The sequence below is a fragment of the Stenotrophomonas sp. GW821-FHT01H02A genome, assembly GCF_059422145.1.
Map to the genome: position 1 here is coordinate 208,341 of NZ_JBWKWI010000004.1, position 15,353 is coordinate 223,693.

13 protein-coding genes are annotated in these 15,353 nt (G+C 68.2%); 7 read left to right on the plus strand and 6 right to left on the minus strand.

Annotated features, from left to right (window positions below; genetic code table 11):
• The first annotated feature begins 115 nt into the window (after window positions 1-115).
• Window positions 116-1,267: a serine hydrolase domain-containing protein gene (locus AC07WC_RS08285; protein ID WP_495209576.1), complete on the plus strand. Its 1,152-nt coding sequence runs from the start codon at window positions 116-118 to the stop codon at window positions 1,265-1,267.
• Here the strand turns inward: AC07WC_RS08285 and AC07WC_RS08290 are convergent.
• Window positions 1,224-2,345, minus strand: a complete 1,122-nt coding sequence (locus tag AC07WC_RS08290; RefSeq protein WP_495209577.1) for an SDR family oxidoreductase — start codon at window positions 2,343-2,345, stop codon at window positions 1,224-1,226. The two genes, AC07WC_RS08285 and AC07WC_RS08290, sit on opposite strands and share 44 nt — an antisense overlap.
• A 205-nt stretch (window positions 2,346-2,550) precedes the next feature.
• Here AC07WC_RS08290 and AC07WC_RS08295 point away from each other — a divergent pair, with 205 nt between their 5' ends.
• Window positions 2,551-2,892, plus strand: a complete 342-nt coding sequence (locus AC07WC_RS08295; protein ID WP_495209578.1) for a hypothetical protein — start codon at window positions 2,551-2,553, stop codon at window positions 2,890-2,892.
• A 9-nt stretch (window positions 2,893-2,901) separates the two neighbouring features.
• On the opposite strand, the gene AC07WC_RS08300 is transcribed toward AC07WC_RS08295, so the two are convergent.
• The gene (locus tag AC07WC_RS08300; protein ID WP_495209579.1) at window positions 2,902-3,975 is read right to left on the minus strand and encodes a DNA topoisomerase IB; all 1,074 of its coding nucleotides are present in this window, start codon (window positions 3,973-3,975) and stop codon (window positions 2,902-2,904) included.
• 134 nt (window positions 3,976-4,109) lie between these two features.
• Here AC07WC_RS08300 and AC07WC_RS08305 point away from each other — a divergent pair, with 134 nt between their 5' ends.
• From AC07WC_RS08305 to AC07WC_RS08315, 3 genes are all read left to right on the plus strand, one after another.
• A complete protein-coding gene (locus AC07WC_RS08305; protein WP_495209580.1) occupies window positions 4,110-4,511 on the plus strand; it encodes an I78 family peptidase inhibitor in 402 nt (133 codons plus the stop codon).
• Between the two features lie 166 nt (window positions 4,512-4,677).
• Entirely contained in the window at window positions 4,678-9,132 is a 4,455-nt protein-coding gene (gltB, locus tag AC07WC_RS08310) for a glutamate synthase large subunit (RefSeq protein ID WP_495209581.1), read from the plus strand.
• Window positions 9,133-9,227: 95 nt separating this feature from the next.
• On the plus strand, window positions 9,228-10,673 hold the full coding sequence (locus AC07WC_RS08315; protein WP_495209582.1) for an FAD-dependent oxidoreductase: 1,446 nt from the start codon (window positions 9,228-9,230) through the stop codon (window positions 10,671-10,673).
• 21 nt (window positions 10,674-10,694) lie between these two features.
• Here the strand turns inward: AC07WC_RS08315 and AC07WC_RS08320 are convergent, their stop codons facing one another.
• Window positions 10,695-10,991, minus strand: coding sequence for a hypothetical protein (locus AC07WC_RS08320; protein WP_495209583.1), 297 nt, complete (start codon window positions 10,989-10,991; stop codon window positions 10,695-10,697).
• A 173-nt stretch (window positions 10,992-11,164) separates the two neighbouring features.
• Between AC07WC_RS08320 and AC07WC_RS08325 the strand changes: the two genes are divergently transcribed.
• Complete coding sequence (locus AC07WC_RS08325) at window positions 11,165-12,037, plus strand: methylglyoxal synthase (protein WP_495209584.1); 873 nt, start codon at window positions 11,165-11,167, stop codon at window positions 12,035-12,037.
• Window positions 12,038-12,153: 116 nt separating this feature from the next.
• Here AC07WC_RS08325 and AC07WC_RS08330 read toward each other — a convergent pair whose 3' ends face one another.
• From AC07WC_RS08330 to ttcA, 3 genes are read right to left on the minus strand one after another with little or no spacing between them, the layout of a single operon-like run.
• Window positions 12,154-12,942, minus strand: coding sequence for a M48 family metallopeptidase (locus tag AC07WC_RS08330; protein WP_495209585.1), 789 nt, complete (start codon window positions 12,940-12,942; stop codon window positions 12,154-12,156).
• A 57-nt stretch (window positions 12,943-12,999) separates the two neighbouring features.
• Window positions 13,000-13,905 carry a recombination-associated protein RdgC gene (locus AC07WC_RS08335; protein WP_495209586.1) on the minus strand — a complete coding sequence of 302 codons (906 nt, stop codon included), beginning with the start codon at window positions 13,903-13,905 and terminating at the stop codon, window positions 13,000-13,002.
• Between the two features lie 50 nt (window positions 13,906-13,955).
• Window positions 13,956-14,867, minus strand: coding sequence for a tRNA 2-thiocytidine(32) synthetase TtcA (gene ttcA, locus AC07WC_RS08340; protein ID WP_495209587.1), 912 nt, complete (start codon window positions 14,865-14,867; stop codon window positions 13,956-13,958).
• A 105-nt stretch (window positions 14,868-14,972) separates the two neighbouring features.
• Between ttcA and AC07WC_RS08345 the strand changes: the two genes are divergently transcribed.
• The gene (locus AC07WC_RS08345) at window positions 14,973-15,167 is read left to right on the plus strand and encodes a YdcH family protein (RefSeq protein WP_495209588.1); all 195 of its coding nucleotides are present in this window, start codon (window positions 14,973-14,975) and stop codon (window positions 15,165-15,167) included.
• Window positions 15,168-15,353: the final 186 nt, after the last annotated feature.

The window sequence follows — 15,353 nt, forward strand, 5'->3', positions numbered from 1 at the left end:
GCGCGACAGCGACAGCGGGGGACTTAAACCTTTTCGTCCCGGACCGCATCCAAGCCTTCGAGCTGCGGCATTCCGCCCTGGCCACGGCCACCTGCCTCCGCCAAGGAACTGCTCAATGCGCTGCACTTACCGCGTGATCATGATCGTCGCCCTGTTGTTCCCGCTGGGCGTGCACGCGCAAGCCGGCAACGTGGACACGGCCAACCAGCAGACCCGGCAGTTCATCGGCCAGACCATGGAGACCCTGCGCATTCCCGGCCTGCAGATCGCGGTGGTCAAGGAGGGCAAGGTGGTGCTGTCCGAAAGCCTAGGGCTGGCCAACGTCGAGAACCAGCTGCCGGCCACGCGCACCACGCGTTTCCCGCTCAACTCGGCGACGAAGTCGTTCACCGGGGTGGCGATGATGCAGCTGGCCGAGGCGGGCAAGGTGAACCTGGATGCGCCAATCTCGACCTATCTCGCCGATCTGCCCGAGGCATGGCACGGCGTTCGGGTCAGGCAACTGCTGGCGCATACCTCGGGATTACCGGACATCCTGGACGCGCAGGGACTGCTGGGCGGAGGCACCGAGCAGGCGGCGTGGACGGCCGTGACCCAGCTGCCGGTGGAGGCCGTCCCCGGCGCGCGCTTCACCTACAACCAGACCAACTATGTGCTGCTCGCGCGGATCATCGCCGCGCAATCCGCGATGCCGTACGACCGCTATGTGGCCACGCATCAATTCGATGTCGTCGGGATGCCGTCCACGACGTTCGGCGACAGCTACGACCTGATCGCCAACAGCGCCACGATCTACAGCTGGTTCCCGCGCCGCACCGATGCGCCGGAGGCGACGCCACGGCTTTCGCACTGGTTCTACGACATGACCCCGGGGCTGTGGGCCGGCGGCGGCATGCTGACCACCGCCGATGACGTCGCGCAGTGGCTGGTCGCGTTGACCGGCAACCGCCTGATCAACGCCGCCAGCACCCGCCGGATGTGGACACCGGAACGGCTCAACGACGGCACCGACGGTGCCTGGGGCAACGGCTGGGCGGTCCTCCAGCACAGTCCGCAACGCCAGGTGGCCGGAATGGGCGGCGCGCGCTCGGCGTTCATCGTCTACCCCGACCAGGGGCTGGCCATCGTGGTGCTGACCAACCTGGTCGGGGCCAACCCGCAGAACTTCATTCCGCAGATCGCCGCGTTCTATGGTGCCGGTGCGCCGGCGTCGGCGCCGACGGTCAGCCGCGCGGTCCGCCCATCACCGGCAGGATCACGCCACTGATGTAGCTGGCGGTGATCGGCGAGGCGAGGAACACGTACGCCGGCGACAGCTCTTCCGGCTGTGCCGGACGACCCATGTCGCTGTCCTGGCCGAACTCGGCCACATCCGGTGCCTTCTTGTCGGCCGGATTGAGCGGGGTCCAGACCGGACCCGGGGCAACGGCATTGACGCGGATGCCGCGCGGCAGCAACTGGCTGGCCAGCGCCTTGGTGAACGCATGGATCGCGCCCTTGGTCGCCGAATAGTCCACCAGCGACTTGCTGCCGAACAGGCCGGTTTCCGAGCCGGTGTTGATGATGCTGGCGCCCTCGCCCAGATGCGGCAGCACCGCGCGCGCCATCTGGATGTAACCGCCGATGTTGGTCTGCAGGGTTTCCTGCAGGTGCGCGTCCTCGAGGTCTTCAAGGCGATCACAATGCAGCTGGAAGGCGGCATTGTTGACCAGGATGTCGATCCCACCGAACGCCTTGACCACCTGTTTGACCGCCTTGTTGCAGAACGCCGGATCGCGCACGTCGCCTGCGATCACCACGCAGCGCGCGCCTTCCTTCTCGACGTGCGCACGGGTGATCTGCGCGTCCTTCTTTTCATCCAGGTGAAGCACCGCGACATCGGCACCTTCGCGGGCGAACAGCACCGCCACCGCGCGGCCGATGCCGGAGTCGGCGCCGGTGATGATGGCGCGCTTTCCCTTGAGCTTGCCGCTGCCCTGGTAATCCGGCGCCAGGAAGCGCGGGGCCAGCTGCATCGCGTGTTCGTTGCCCGGTTTGGCCAACTGCTGGGCGGGCATCTTCTCCGGCTGGCGCCGCGGGCCGGCCTGGGTCGCCTTCTTGGTCGTGGTTTTGGCGGCCTTTTTCGCTGCTCGTGCGTCCTTGGCTTTTTCTTGGTCCTGCAGACGGCGCTGGCGGGCGGCCACGCGCGCAGCGCGCGGATCGGTGGCGGCCGCCTTGCGGGTCGCGGTTTTGACGACCGGGGTGCGGGTACGCGGTTCGGTCGCCGTGGCGGCCGCTTCCGCCGGACGCGGGCGCTTGCGGGAGGTGGGGGTCTTGGTGGTCTTACGGGTTTTGGCCGTGGCCATGCTCGACTCCTGTTGCCGGATCAGATGCGTGGATCAAACTCAGATGCGCGCCGGGTCGGGAAACCGTGCCGGCATTGCGCGCCTCCACTATGGTCGTCCCCGCGGCCAGGCACGGTGAATGGAGCGTGCCCACCCCGTGTAGGGATTCATGCGCCGCATACGGGCATCGATGCACCCTGAGCGCAATTCCCATGGAGTGCGTCGCATGCTTCGTTACCTGTCCGCGGCCGTGGCCGTCCTTGCCCTGTCCGCCTGCAGCACTACCCCCGTCGCGCAGGTCCAGCCGATCGATGGCGTCATTTCCGGCCAGTGCCATATCGACAAGGTCCGCGGTGCCACCGGGTTGGCCGCATCGGCGGCGACCGTGGAGCGGGCCCGCGTGGACAGCGACAGCCTGGAAGTGGTCGTGCTGCGTGGTCAGCGCCAGGAAAGCGGCCCGACCGCCAGCGGCGCGGTGCCGTCCACCACCGGTGCGGAAAGCGGCGGCGAGCGGCTGACCATCGAGACCGGCAGCACCAACAACATCACCGCGATCTACTGCGGCTGATCGCCTCGCTCAGGCCGCCGCGCGCCTGGTCTTCGCCGAGGCGCGGCGGCGTGAGGCGGCCAGGAAACGCAGCGTGGCCTGCTCCCACTGACGGTCCCCGCGCAGCCCCTCCAGCGACGCCAGCCCTCCGTCGCGCCAGCCCTCGAACACGCAGGGATCGATATAGGCCTTGCGGCACACCGCCGGCGTATTGCCCAACAACCTGGCCACCTCGCACACCACCTCCCGCTGCAGCGCGGTCAATGCGCGCTCGCTGGACGGCTCTGGCAATGCCGTCGCCGCCAGTTGCCGCAGCGCGGCCACGGTACCGCCCCAGGTGCGGAAGTCCTTGGCGCTGAAATCCTCCCCCATCGCATCGCGCAGGTAGTCATTGACCATGCCCGAGTCGACCGGCTGCACGTTGCCGTCATCATCGCGGTACTGGAACAGCGCCTGGCCCGGCAGCTGCTGGCAGCGCCGGATCAACTGCACCAGCCGACGGTCGTCGACATCGATCTCCTGGGCCTGCCCCGATTTCCCACGGAAACGCATCTGCGCCCGGCCGCCCTTGAGCATGGCCAGATGGTGGTTGCGCAGGGTGGTCAGACCGTAGGAGCGGTTCTCCCGCGCGTAGGCCGCGTTGCCCACGCGCACCAGCGTTTCGGACAGCAGCGCGACCACGATGGCCAGCACTTTGTCACGCGGGAATCCCGGCAGTTTGAGGTCACGGCGCAGGCGCCGGCGCAGTTGCGGCAGCGCCTTGCCGAAGGCGATCACGCGGTCGAACTTGCCATCGCCGCGCACCCGCGCCCAGTCGGCGTGGTAGCGGTACTGCTTGCGCCCCCGCGCATCGCGGCCGGTGGCCTGCAGGTGGCCGTTGGGCAGCGCGCAGATCCACACGTCGGTGTAGGCCGGCGGGATGGCCAGCGCGCGGATCCGGGCCAGGGTGGCCGCATCGCGCACCGCCGCGCCCTCCGTATTGCGATAGGCGAAACCCTTGCCGGCCTTGCGGCGGGTGATGCCGGGCAGTTCGTCGCTGACATAACGCAGGCCGGCCTGGCGGGCGGCGGCGGCTTCGGGGGTGACGGTGCGGCTCGGGCTCATGGACGCGGCGCGGATCAGGGAAGCGCAGTGTCACCGCTGCCGGTGCGGCACCGCGTCAATAACGCAACACAAACACCTCACACCGCGCTTGGCGATATCCTCCACCGTTTACTGGCTCGCTTTCTGGAGTACCGATGTCGTCTTTGTCGTTCCGCCGCGTGCGGCGTTCTTTCGGGCTGATCGCCCTGTTCCCCGCCCTGTTGGTCCTCGGTGCCTGCAGCGCACCGCCCATGGACGAGCAGGAAGCGGTCGCCACCGATGCACAGAAGGCGGCTGAAGCCGCCGCCGCGCCGACCGACGAAGCCGGCAAGGCAACCGAAGCGCCGCCGGTCGGCAGCTGCGATGCCACCCAGGTGCAGAGCCTGGTCGGCCAGCCCTATACCGCCGAGATCGGCAACCAGGCCCAGCAGGATGCCGGCGCCACCAGTGTGCGCGTGCTCAAGCCGAACGACATGACCACGATGGAGTTTGTCGGGGAGCGCTTGAACGTCGAAGTGGATGCCAAGAACGTCATCGACGGCCTTCGTTGCGGCTGAACAGGCGGTAGGGAAACCCCTGAAACACAAGGGGTTGGTTGCGCCTGCAACCGTGTATTGCGGCGTTGCAGCAACTATGCTCTAGTCGAGTCATCCGGTGCCTCCAGATGCGCTCAACGGATTGAGCGGGGACGAGTGTCGCCGCTCACCCGACATTGAGGCAGAAATGGCCCCCCGCAACCGCCAAGGGCTTTACGACCCGCAAGATGAGCGAGATGCCTGTGGTTTCGGCATGGTCGCCCAGCTCGACGACCAGCCGTCCCGACTGCTGGTCGACACCGCCATCGCCGCGCTCTCGCGCATGACCCACCGCGGCGGCGTTGCCGCCGACGGTGTCACCGGAGACGGCTGCGGTCTGCTGCTGCGCCGCCCCGATGTCTTCCTGAAAGCACTTGCCGCCGAGGCCGGGCTCACCCTCGGTGCCCGATTCGCCGCCGGCGTGGTGTTCCTGCCACACGACACCGCCGCCGCGCAGGCGTGCCGCGACACGCTGGAGCAACAGCTGCGTGACGCCGGCTGCCAGCCGGTCGGCTGGCGCGTAGTGCCCACCGATCCCAGCGTCTGTGGCCAGCTTGCACGTGACACGCTGCCGCATATCGAACAGGTGTTCGTCGATGCCGGTGCCGCGCAGGACGAGGCCGCTTTCACCCTGGCCCTGTTCCTGGCCCGGCGCCGCAGCGAACAGCAGCTGCGTGGGCACGCCGACTACTACGTCACCACGCTCAGCCCGAACGCGATCAGCTACAAGGGCATGGTGCTGCCGGACAAGCTGAGCCGCTTCTACGTGGACCTGCAGCGCAACGACCTGGCCTCCAGTGCGATCGTGTTCCACCAGCGTTTCTCGACCAACACGCTGCCACGCTGGCCGCTGGCGCATCCGTTCCGGATGCTCGCCCACAACGGCGAGATCAACACCATCGAGGGCAACCGCCGCTGGGCCCAGGCGCGCAGCAAGGTCTGGAAGACCCCGCGCTTCGATATCAGCGAGTTCGACCCCGTGATCTCCATGCATGGCTCGGATTCGCAGAGCCTGGACAACATGCTCGAGCTGATGGTCAGCGTCGGCATGGAGCTGATCCAGGCGCTGCGCATCCTGGTGCCGCCGGCGACCCAGTCGCTGGAGTTCAAGGATCCGGACCTGGCCGCGTTCTACGAGTTCTACGGCCTCAACAGCGAGCCGTGGGACGGTCCGGCCGGCATCGTCGCCTGCGATGGCCGCTATGCGGCCTGCACGCTGGACCGCAACGGCCTGCGCCCTGCGCGTTGGATGCTCACCTCCGACCGCCATTTCCTGGTCGCCTCCGAAGCGGGCGTGTGGGAAGTGCCGGCCGAGCGCGTGGTGCGCAAGGGCAAGCTGGGCCCGGGCGAGATGATGGCCATCGACCTCAAGCGCGGTGACCTGCTCGATTCGGACGCCATCGACCGCATCAACCGTGGCCGCGCGCCATACAAGCAGTGGCTGCAGCAGGGCGTGACCTACCTGCAGACCGAGCTGATCGATCCCTCGCTGGTGGAAGAACCGTTCGACGAGCGCACCCTGCGCAGCTATCACAAGCTGTTCCAGCTCAGCACCGAGGAAGTGGAGCAGATCCTGCGCCCGCTGGCCGAGACCGAGCAGGAAGCCACCGGCTCAATGGGCGATGACACCCCGATGGCAGTGCTGAGCCAGCACAGCCGGCCGCTCTACGATTATTTCCGCCAGGCATTCGCGCAGGTCACCAACCCGCCGATCGATCCGCTGCGCGAAGACTGCGTCATGTCGCTGTCCACCCAGCTCGGCAAGGAGACCAACATCTTCCATGCCGGCGCGGAGACGGTGAACCACGTCATCCTCAACTCGCCCGTGCTCAGCCAGCGCAAGCTGCGCCAGCTGATCAAGATGGAGCAGTACGCCGACAAGAACCGGCTGATCGATCTGTCCTACAGCCTGGACGAAGGCCTGAAGGCCGGCATCGAGCGCATCTGCGCCGAGGCCGAAGCCGCCGCCCGCGAAGGCATCGTCATGCTGCTGCTGAGCGACCGCTACCCGGTCGCCGACCGGCCGATGGTGCATGCGCTGCTGGCCACCAGCGCGGTGCATCACCACCTGTCCAACACCGGGCTGCGCTGCGATGTCAACCTGATCCTGGAAACCGGCACCGCGCGCGATCCGCACCACATGGCCTGCCTGCTCGGCTTCGGTGCCACCGCGGTGTACCCGTACCTGGCCTACCAGACCCTGTTCGACCTCGGCCGGCGTGGCATCCTGCAGCTGAGCAAGGGCGGCGAGCAGTCGCAGATCGGCCGCCGCTACCGCAAGGGCATCTACAAGGGCCTGTCCAAGATCATCTCCAAGATGGGCATCTGTACCGTGGCCAGTTACCGCGGCGCGCAGCTGTTCGAGATCGTCGGCCTGGATGACGAGGTGGTCGACCTGTGCTTCCCGGACACCGCCTCGCGCGTGGCAGGCGTTGGCTTCGCCCGTCTGGACGATGAAGCGCGCGAGCTCACCGTGCGCGCCTGGAACGACCTGCTGCGCCCGGATGTCGGCGGCGTGCTCAAGTACGTGCACGGCGGCGAATACCACATGTACAACCCGGACGTGGTCATGACCCTGCAGCGCGCCGCGCGCAGTGGCGATGCCGCGGACTGGCAGCGTTACTGCGAGGCCGTGCACGGCCGCCCGGTCTCGGCGCTGCGCGACCTGCTGCAGCTCAAGGCCGCGCCCACGCCGACCCCGTTGGACGAGGTGGCCCCGGCCGAAGACCTGTTCCGCCGCTTCGACACCGCGGCGATCAGCCTCGGTGCGTTGTCACCGGAGGCGCATGAAGCACTGGCGATCGCGATGAACCGGCTCGGCGGACGCAGCAATTCCGGCGAAGGCGGCGAAGACCCGGTGCGCTACGGCACCGAGAAGCGCAGCAAGATCAAGCAGGTGGCCTCGGGCCGCTTCGGCGTCACCGCCGAGTACCTGGTCAACGCTGAAGTCCTGCAGATCAAGGTCGCGCAGGGTGCCAAGCCCGGCGAAGGCGGCCAGCTGCCCGGGCACAAGGTCAACGAACTGATCGCGCGGCTGCGTTATGCCAAGCCGGGGATCGGGCTGATCTCGCCGCCCCCGCACCACGACATCTACTCCATCGAAGATCTGGCCCAGCTGATCTACGACCTCAAGCAGGTCAACCCGACCGCGCTGGTCTCGGTGAAGCTGGTCAGCCACGCCGGTGTCGGCACCATCGCCGCGGGCGTGGTCAAGGCCGGCGCCGATCTGATCACCGTCTCCGGCCATGACGGCGGCACCGGCGCCAGCCCGGTCAGCTCGATCCGCTATGCGGGCGTGCCGTGGGAACTGGGCGTGGCCGAATCGCACCAGGCACTGGTGGCCAACGATTTGCGCGGGCGCACCCTGCTGCAGACCGACGGTGGCCTGAAGACCGGCCTGGACGTGATCAAGGCCGCACTGCTGGGCGCGGACAGCTTCGGCTTCGGCACCGCGCCGATGATCGTGCTGGGCTGCAAGTACCTGCGCATCTGCCACCTCAACAACTGCGCCACCGGCGTGGCCACCCAGGACGAGCGCCTGCGCGCGCAGTACTTCACTGGCCTGCCCGAGCGCGTGGAGAACTTCTTCCGGCTGCTGGCCGAGGAGGTGCGTGGCTGGCTGTCGTACCTGGGGGTGCGCTCGCTGGACGAAATCGTCGGCCGCACCGACCTGCTGCAGCAGCTGGAGGTCTCGCCGCGCCCAGGGGTCAAGGTGGACCTGTCGCGCCTGCTCAACCCGGCCGAGTACGCCGGCAGCCACTGCGCCGCGCAGCGCCTGTACGAATCGCCGGACAGCCTGGCCACGCAGATGGATGGCCTGCTGGCCCCGGCGATCGCCGGCAAGCTCGGCGGCGAGCACCGCTTCCTGATCCACAACACCGACCGCTCGATCGGCACCCGCCTGTCCGGCGAGATCGCGCGGACGCACGGCAACCAGGGCATGGCCGAGGCGCCGCTGATCCTGCGCTTCCGTGGCACCGCCGGGCAGAGCTTCGGCGCGTTCAACGTCGGTGGCCTGCAGCTGGAAGTGGAGGGCGAAGCCAATGACTACGTCGGCAAGGGCATGGCCGGCGGCCGCCTGGTGGTGCGCCCGCCGCGCGGCGCGCGCTTCGAGGCGCGCAATACCGCGATCATCGGCAACACCTGCCTGTACGGCGCCACCGGCGGCGAGCTGTTCGCCGCGGGCCGCGCCGGCGAGCGCTTCGGCGTGCGCAACTCCGGCGCGCTGGCGGTGATCGAGGGCGCCGGTGACCACTGCTGCGAGTACATGACCGACGGCATCGTGCTGGTGCTGGGCAAGGTCGGGCTGAACTTCGGCGCCGGCTTCACCGGCGGCCTGGCCTACGTGCTGGATATCGACCGTGATTTCGTGGACCGCTACAACCACGAACTGATCGACATCCACCGCATCTCGGCCGAAGGCTTCGAGAACCATCGCCAGCACCTGCATACGCTGATCAGCCGCCACCGCGAACTGACCGGCAGCATCTGGGCGCAGCAGATCCTCGATGAGTTCCGCGATTACGTCGGCAAGTTCTGGCTGGTCAAACCCAAGGCCGCCAGCATCGAATCGCTGACCGACTCGCTGCGCCGCGCCGCCTGATCGGGGTCAAGGCGCCGGCTCCCACGCCGGCGCTGCACATCCCACCGCTGTAGTGCCGGCCGCTGGCCGGCAACCCACCACCGCAGGGCCCACCCATGAGCCGCAAGCAAGCTTTCCAGTTCCTCGATCTGCCCCGGACGATGCCGCAACGCATCCCGGTCGAGCTGCGCACCTCGGGTGACTGGGGCGAGCTGTACGGCAAGTTCGGCAAGGAGGACGCGCAGTTCCAGGCCGGGCGCTGCCTGGATTGCGGCAATCCGTACTGCAGCTGGAAGTGTCCGGTGCACAACGCGATCCCGCAGTGGCTGCAGCTGGTGCAGGAGAACCGCATCCACGAAGCGGCCACGCTGTGCCATTCGACCAACCCGCTGCCGGAAGTGTGTGGCCGGGTGTGCCCGCAGGACCGGCTGTGCGAAGGCAGCTGCACGCTGGAGGAATTCGGCGCGGTCACCATCGGTGCGGTCGAGAAGTACATCGTGGATACCGCGCTGGCCACCGGCTGGCGCCCGGACATGAGCGCGGTGGAAGCCACCGGCAAGCGCGTGGCGGTGATCGGCGCCGGCCCGGCCGGGCTGGCGTGCGCCGACAAGCTGGCCCACGCCGGCATCCAGGCGGTGGTGTATGACCGCTACGAACAGATCGGCGGGTTGCTGCAGTTCGGCATCCCCAGTTTCAAGCTGGACAAATCCGTGATCAGTCGCCGCCGCAACGTGCTCGAGGGCATGGGCGTGCAGTTCCGCCTCGGCGTGGAGATCGGCCGCGATGTCAGCATCGACGAGCTGCTGGCCGAGTACGACGCGGTGTTCGTCGGCACCGGTGCCTATCGCTATACCGATGGTGGTCTGCTTGGCCAGGACCTCAAGGGCGTGCTGCCGGCGCTGCCGTTCCTCGTGCAGAACAGCCGCATCGTCAGTGGCAGCGACGCGCACGGCCGACCGATCGCCGGCTGGGAAGACCAGATCGCCCTGCCCGACCTGGAAGGCAAGCGCGTGGTGGTGCTCGGCGGCGGCGACACCGGCATGGACTGCGTGCGCAGCGCGATCCGCCTGGGCGCCGCCAAAGTCACCTGTGCCTACCGCCGCGACGAGGCCAACATGCCCGGCTCGGCGCGCGAAGTGGCCAACGCCCGCGAGGAAGGCGTGCGCTTCCTGTTCAACCGCCAGCCGCTGTCGATCGAGGCCGGTGCGGACGATGAAGTGATCGGGGTGATGGTGGTCGAAACGCACCTGGATGAACCGGATGCACAGGGCCGCCGCAATGCGGTGCCGATCGCCGGCAGCGAATCACTGCTGGAAGCGGACGTGGTGATCATCGCGTTCGGCTTCTCGCCGAGTGCGCCGGGTTGGCTGACCGGGCAGGGGGTGGAGGCCGGCAACAACGGCCGCATCGTGGCCGGTGGCAGTGGCCGCCTGCCGTTCCAGACCGCCCACCCGCGCCTGTTCGCCGGTGGCGATGCCGTGCGTGGCGCAGACCTGGTGGTGACGGCCGTGGCCGAGGGCCGCGACGCCGCCGGCAGCATCGTGCAGCTGCTCTCAGCGTAACCGCACGGCCCCGCGGGCTGGTCAGGCCGCGCGCGCTACCGCGGGTGAAGGTGCATGACGTACCCCGGCGCGCTCGATCTCCAGCGCCATCAGCAGCTCGATGTTGTCGAGCTGGTCGCGGATGCGACGGTTGCTGACCACATCATCGTGGCCGCGGCCGATATGCGCATCGAGCATGCACGCCAGCCCGGCCAGCAGCATCTCGGCATCGGCCTGGGGGGCATCGCGCAGGACAGCGGCCAGCGCGCGGAGGCGGCGGCCCGGGTCCATGGCAGCGGCCGCGGATGAGGCGATGGTGGAAGAAGGGGAGAGGGTCATGGCAGGGGTTTCCTGATTGACGGACGGCCGTCACTGTCGGATATGCCCCCTGTCGAGACCATGCAACAAATACGAAAATGCGTGATGACGCGTGATCGTCATCACTGTTCGATGCTTGCTTCGTTGCAACCTGAACGGCTTACACTGGCTGGGTCACCCTCTGGACTGCTCCCATGCGCATCGGCCTGGCCGCGAACCGCCTGCACCATCACGACAAGCACGCCGCGCTGTTCCGCTGGCTGCGCGCCAGCGATACCGGACTGCGCGAACTCGGGGTCGAGCTGCATGCGGTCGGGCGCACCTTCGATGCGATCCAGCGGCTTGGCTTCCTGCAGGACTTCGCCCCGCTGCGCCGCTATCCGAACGGCCGCGAGGGCGGCCTGATGAAGCTGGTCGCCGAGGTGGTCGGCATGGGGACGCCGGAGCGCACTCTGGACGGTGCCATCTACCTGATGGATCCGGTCGATCCGTCGTCCGTCTTCCCGGAGGCCACTGCGCTCAAGCGCCAGTGCGTGATCCATGGCAAGCCCTTCATCTCCACCGTCGCCACCGCACGCGACTGGGTCGAAGTCGAGCGCCTGCACGCCGGCCTGGTGCCGGATGCGGGCGCCGATGATCTGCACGCCTTCGAGCAGCACACGCTGGCCCTGATCGCGCATGACGCAATGAAGCCGGCGATGCTGGCCTTCGCCGACGAGCACTTCGAGGTGCTGTCGCGCTTCCGCAGCCGGATCGGCACCGGCACCACCGGCCAGCGCCTGAACGAACTGGCCTGGAGCCGCGGTTGGCCGCAGGGCGAGGAGTGGGTGACCCGCTACCAGAGCGGCCCGATGGGTGGTGATGCGCAGATCGCCGACCGCGTGCTGGAAGGGCATTGCCAGCGCGCGATCTTCTTCGAGGATCCGCACGTGGCCCGCCAGCACGAGGCCGACATCCAGCTGCTGGAGCGCGCGGTCACCACCGTGACCGACCAGGCGGTGTGCATCACCGCGCCGCGCGTGGCGGCGCGGTGGGCGCAGGCGGCGGCAGTGCGGGCGGGGAACTGACGGAACCATCGCACCGGTAGTGCCGGCCGCTGGCCGGCAATCGCGCGAGGGTGGGTTTGATGGGGAGACGGGCAGCGGCCGGCACTACCCGGTGGGAGCACCCGTTGCCGCCGCCGTTACGGTGTCGGGGTCAGCAGCTGCCGCAGCGTGGCCTTGAGGCGTCGCCCTTCGAGCTGGAAGTAATCCCGCTCGGCGTGCCACGCCGGGAAGCGCTTCGCCACTTCGGCCCAGAACGCCGGGGAGTGATTGGCCTGGATCAGGTGGCAGAGCTCGTGCACCAGCACGTACTCGAACGCCGAGGGCCGCCCCAGCACCAGGGCCAGGTCCAGCGCCATGCTGCCATCCGGCGCCAGCGAGCCCCATTGCGAGGACATCACCTTCAGCCGCAGCCGTGCCGGTGCACGTGGCAGGCCGGGCAGGTAGCGCGGCAGCCACTGGCCGACGTCGGCACGGGTCTGTGCTTCGTAGAACTCGCGCAGGGTGCGGCGCAGCGTGGCGTCGGTGCCACGCGTGGGCCAGTGCAGGCAGGCACCCTGCTCGTCCACGTGCATGTGTGCGTAGCGACCGGTTTCCCAACGCAACGGCAGCAGTTCGCCGCGCAACGGCAGCACGCCCGGCTCGCCGATCACCAGCGGTGGCGGCAGATTGGTGGCCTGGTAGCTGCGCAGTTGTTCCGACAGCCAACCGCGATGCTGGTCGAGGAAACGCTCGCCCATCACCAGGCTGGCGCGCGGCGGCAGGGTCAGGCGGACACCGCGCTCATCGACGCTGAGCTTGATCCGGCGCGCCCGCGGATCGCGCACGCGCAGCACATCGATCTCGGCATCCTCCAGGCGCAGCCGTACCGTATCGCGCTGCAGCGTGCTGGCAGCCGGCGAAATCAGGCGGCGGAGGAATCCGGACATGGGTACAGCATAGCGCCGGCCGTGACCGGCGCATGACTGGGGACTGATCGTTACCGGTCAGTCCGCCTTGCTCAGCTTGAAGGCCTCTTCCAGCAGCAGGAACAGGCGACGCACTTCGCCGCTCTGCAGGGCGAAACGGGCGTCCAGTTCGGCGCGGCGGCCGTCGTCGTCGGCATGCTCGAGCTGGTCCAGCGCGCCATCCAGGAACTTCAGCTTGCGCACGATCAGGTCATCGCCCAGCACGAAGGACAGGTTGTCCTCGAACACCAGGGCCAGCTTGGTCACCTGCTTGCCGGCATCCAGGTGCTTGTCGATCTCGTCGCAGCGCAGTTCCTGGTGCTGGCACTTGACCACCGCACCGCCCTCGGCCGGGTCCTTCATCTCGCACTCTTCGCCCAGGCTCAGCCCGGTCGGCAGCGCTTCGCCGGCAATCCAGCCGGTCAGGATCGAGCGCGGCGCGACTTCGGCGTTCAACGGCATCGCCGGGAAGCTGCCGAGCAGGCCGCGGATGTCGGACATCATGTTCTCGCCCTTCTTGCTGCTCGAACAGTCCACCGCCACGTAGCCATGGGTCAGGTCGATCAGCGCGTCGGTACGCGAGCTCTTCACGAAGGCGCGCGGCATCAGTTCGTGCAGCAGGTCGTCCTTCATGCGCTTGCGCTCGCGGCCGCCGGGCTTGCGGCCTTCCTTCTCCTCGATCTCCTCGAGCTTGCGCGCGAGCAGATCATTGACCACCGCACCCGGGAGGATCTTGTCCTCACCGCCGACGGTCAGCCACAGCGCATCGCCGACGCGGTGCGAGAACACGGCTTTTTCTTCGCGGCCGAACGGCGAGATGAAGCCGCGCGAATTCATTTCAAGCGGACCGACCGGCTTGAGCAGCACCTGCGGCAGCAGAGTGTCTACCTCGGAGAAATCGGTGGCGGTCGGGAAGCGGAACAGCGTCAGGTTGCGAAAGAACATGGACGTCCAGGGTAAGAGCGTGAAAGGGAGGGCGGGCGCACCGGCGTGGCTCAGGCCGGGCCGGGGGCGTGCGCGGGGTCGTGGGCAGTGCCGGCACAGGCCGGCGGGTCGGGCAACGGGGCGGCCGCGGCGCGCCCCAGGGCCATGAAATCAAACAGCGCCGGATCGGCCAGCTGCGAGGGGTGGATGTTGCCCAGCGCGCGTGCGATCTGGTCGATGCGGCCGGGCTGGTCGCGCTCCCACTGCTGCAGCATCTGCTCCACCTGGCGGCGCTGCAGGGTGTCCTGGCTGCCACACAGCGTGCAGGGAATGATCGGGAACGCGCGCGCCTGCGCGTAGGCGCTGATGTCCGCTTCGCTCACATAGGCCAGCGGGCGGATCACGATGTGCTGGCCGTCGTCGCTGCGCAGCTTGGGCGGCATCGCCGAGAGCTTGGCGTGGTGGAACAGGTTGAGGAAGAACGTGGCCACGCTGTCGTCGCGGTGGTGGCCCAGCGCGATCTTGGTGAAGCCGTGTTCGGCCGCATGCCGGTACAGCGCGCCACGGCGCAGGCGCGAGCACAGCGAACACATCGTGCGGCCTTCGGGGATCACCCGGCTGACCACCGAATAGGTGTCCTGCTCGATGATCTGGAACGGCACGCCGATCGAGGCCAGGTAGGTGGGCAGCACGTGCTCGGGAAAGCCGGGCTGCTTCTGGTCCAGGTTGACCGCGACCAGCTCGAACGGCACCGGCGCTTTTTTCTGCAGCTGCAGCAGGATGTCGAGCAGGGTGTAGCTGTCCTTGCCGCCGGACAGGCACACCATCACTTTGTCGCCGGCCTCGATCATGCCGAAATCAGCCACCGCCTGGCCCACCTGGCGGCGCAGCTGCCGCGCCAGGCGGTCCTGCACGCCGCCGGGCGCGCGCGGATCGCGGGCGCGCGGGACGGGATCGGGCAGGCAGATGACAGCGGCGCTCATGGCCTCATTCTACCGGCTGGCGCGCACCCTCACAGGGGCCGGGAAGTGACTCCGTTCACTCCCGGCAGTCATCGGGGATGTGTATGCTCGGCGCTTGTGGACACCATGACGCCCGCCGATATCAGTGCCCGCCTTGCCGCGCTCCGGCAGGAGCACCGTGCGCTGGATGAGCAGATCCTGCGCATGGCCGCCAACGGTGATGACGAGCTGGAAGCCAAGCGCCTGAAGCGGCGCAAGCTGCAGTTGAAGGACTGCATCGCCAAGCTCGAGGACATGTTGATTCCAGACGAACCGGCGTAGAGCCGACCGTTGGTCGGCTGCTGTTGCTCCCGGCGGCATGAACCCCTGGCGTGTGGCTTCGGACGGTGGTCAGCGTCGGTCAGCCGGTGCACGCCGTGTTGCCCGGTCTGCGGACGCTTGTGCCGCGCTTGCGCGCGGGTACCGACCAACGGTCGGTACCTACGAATTGCTGGCGAACGCAATACG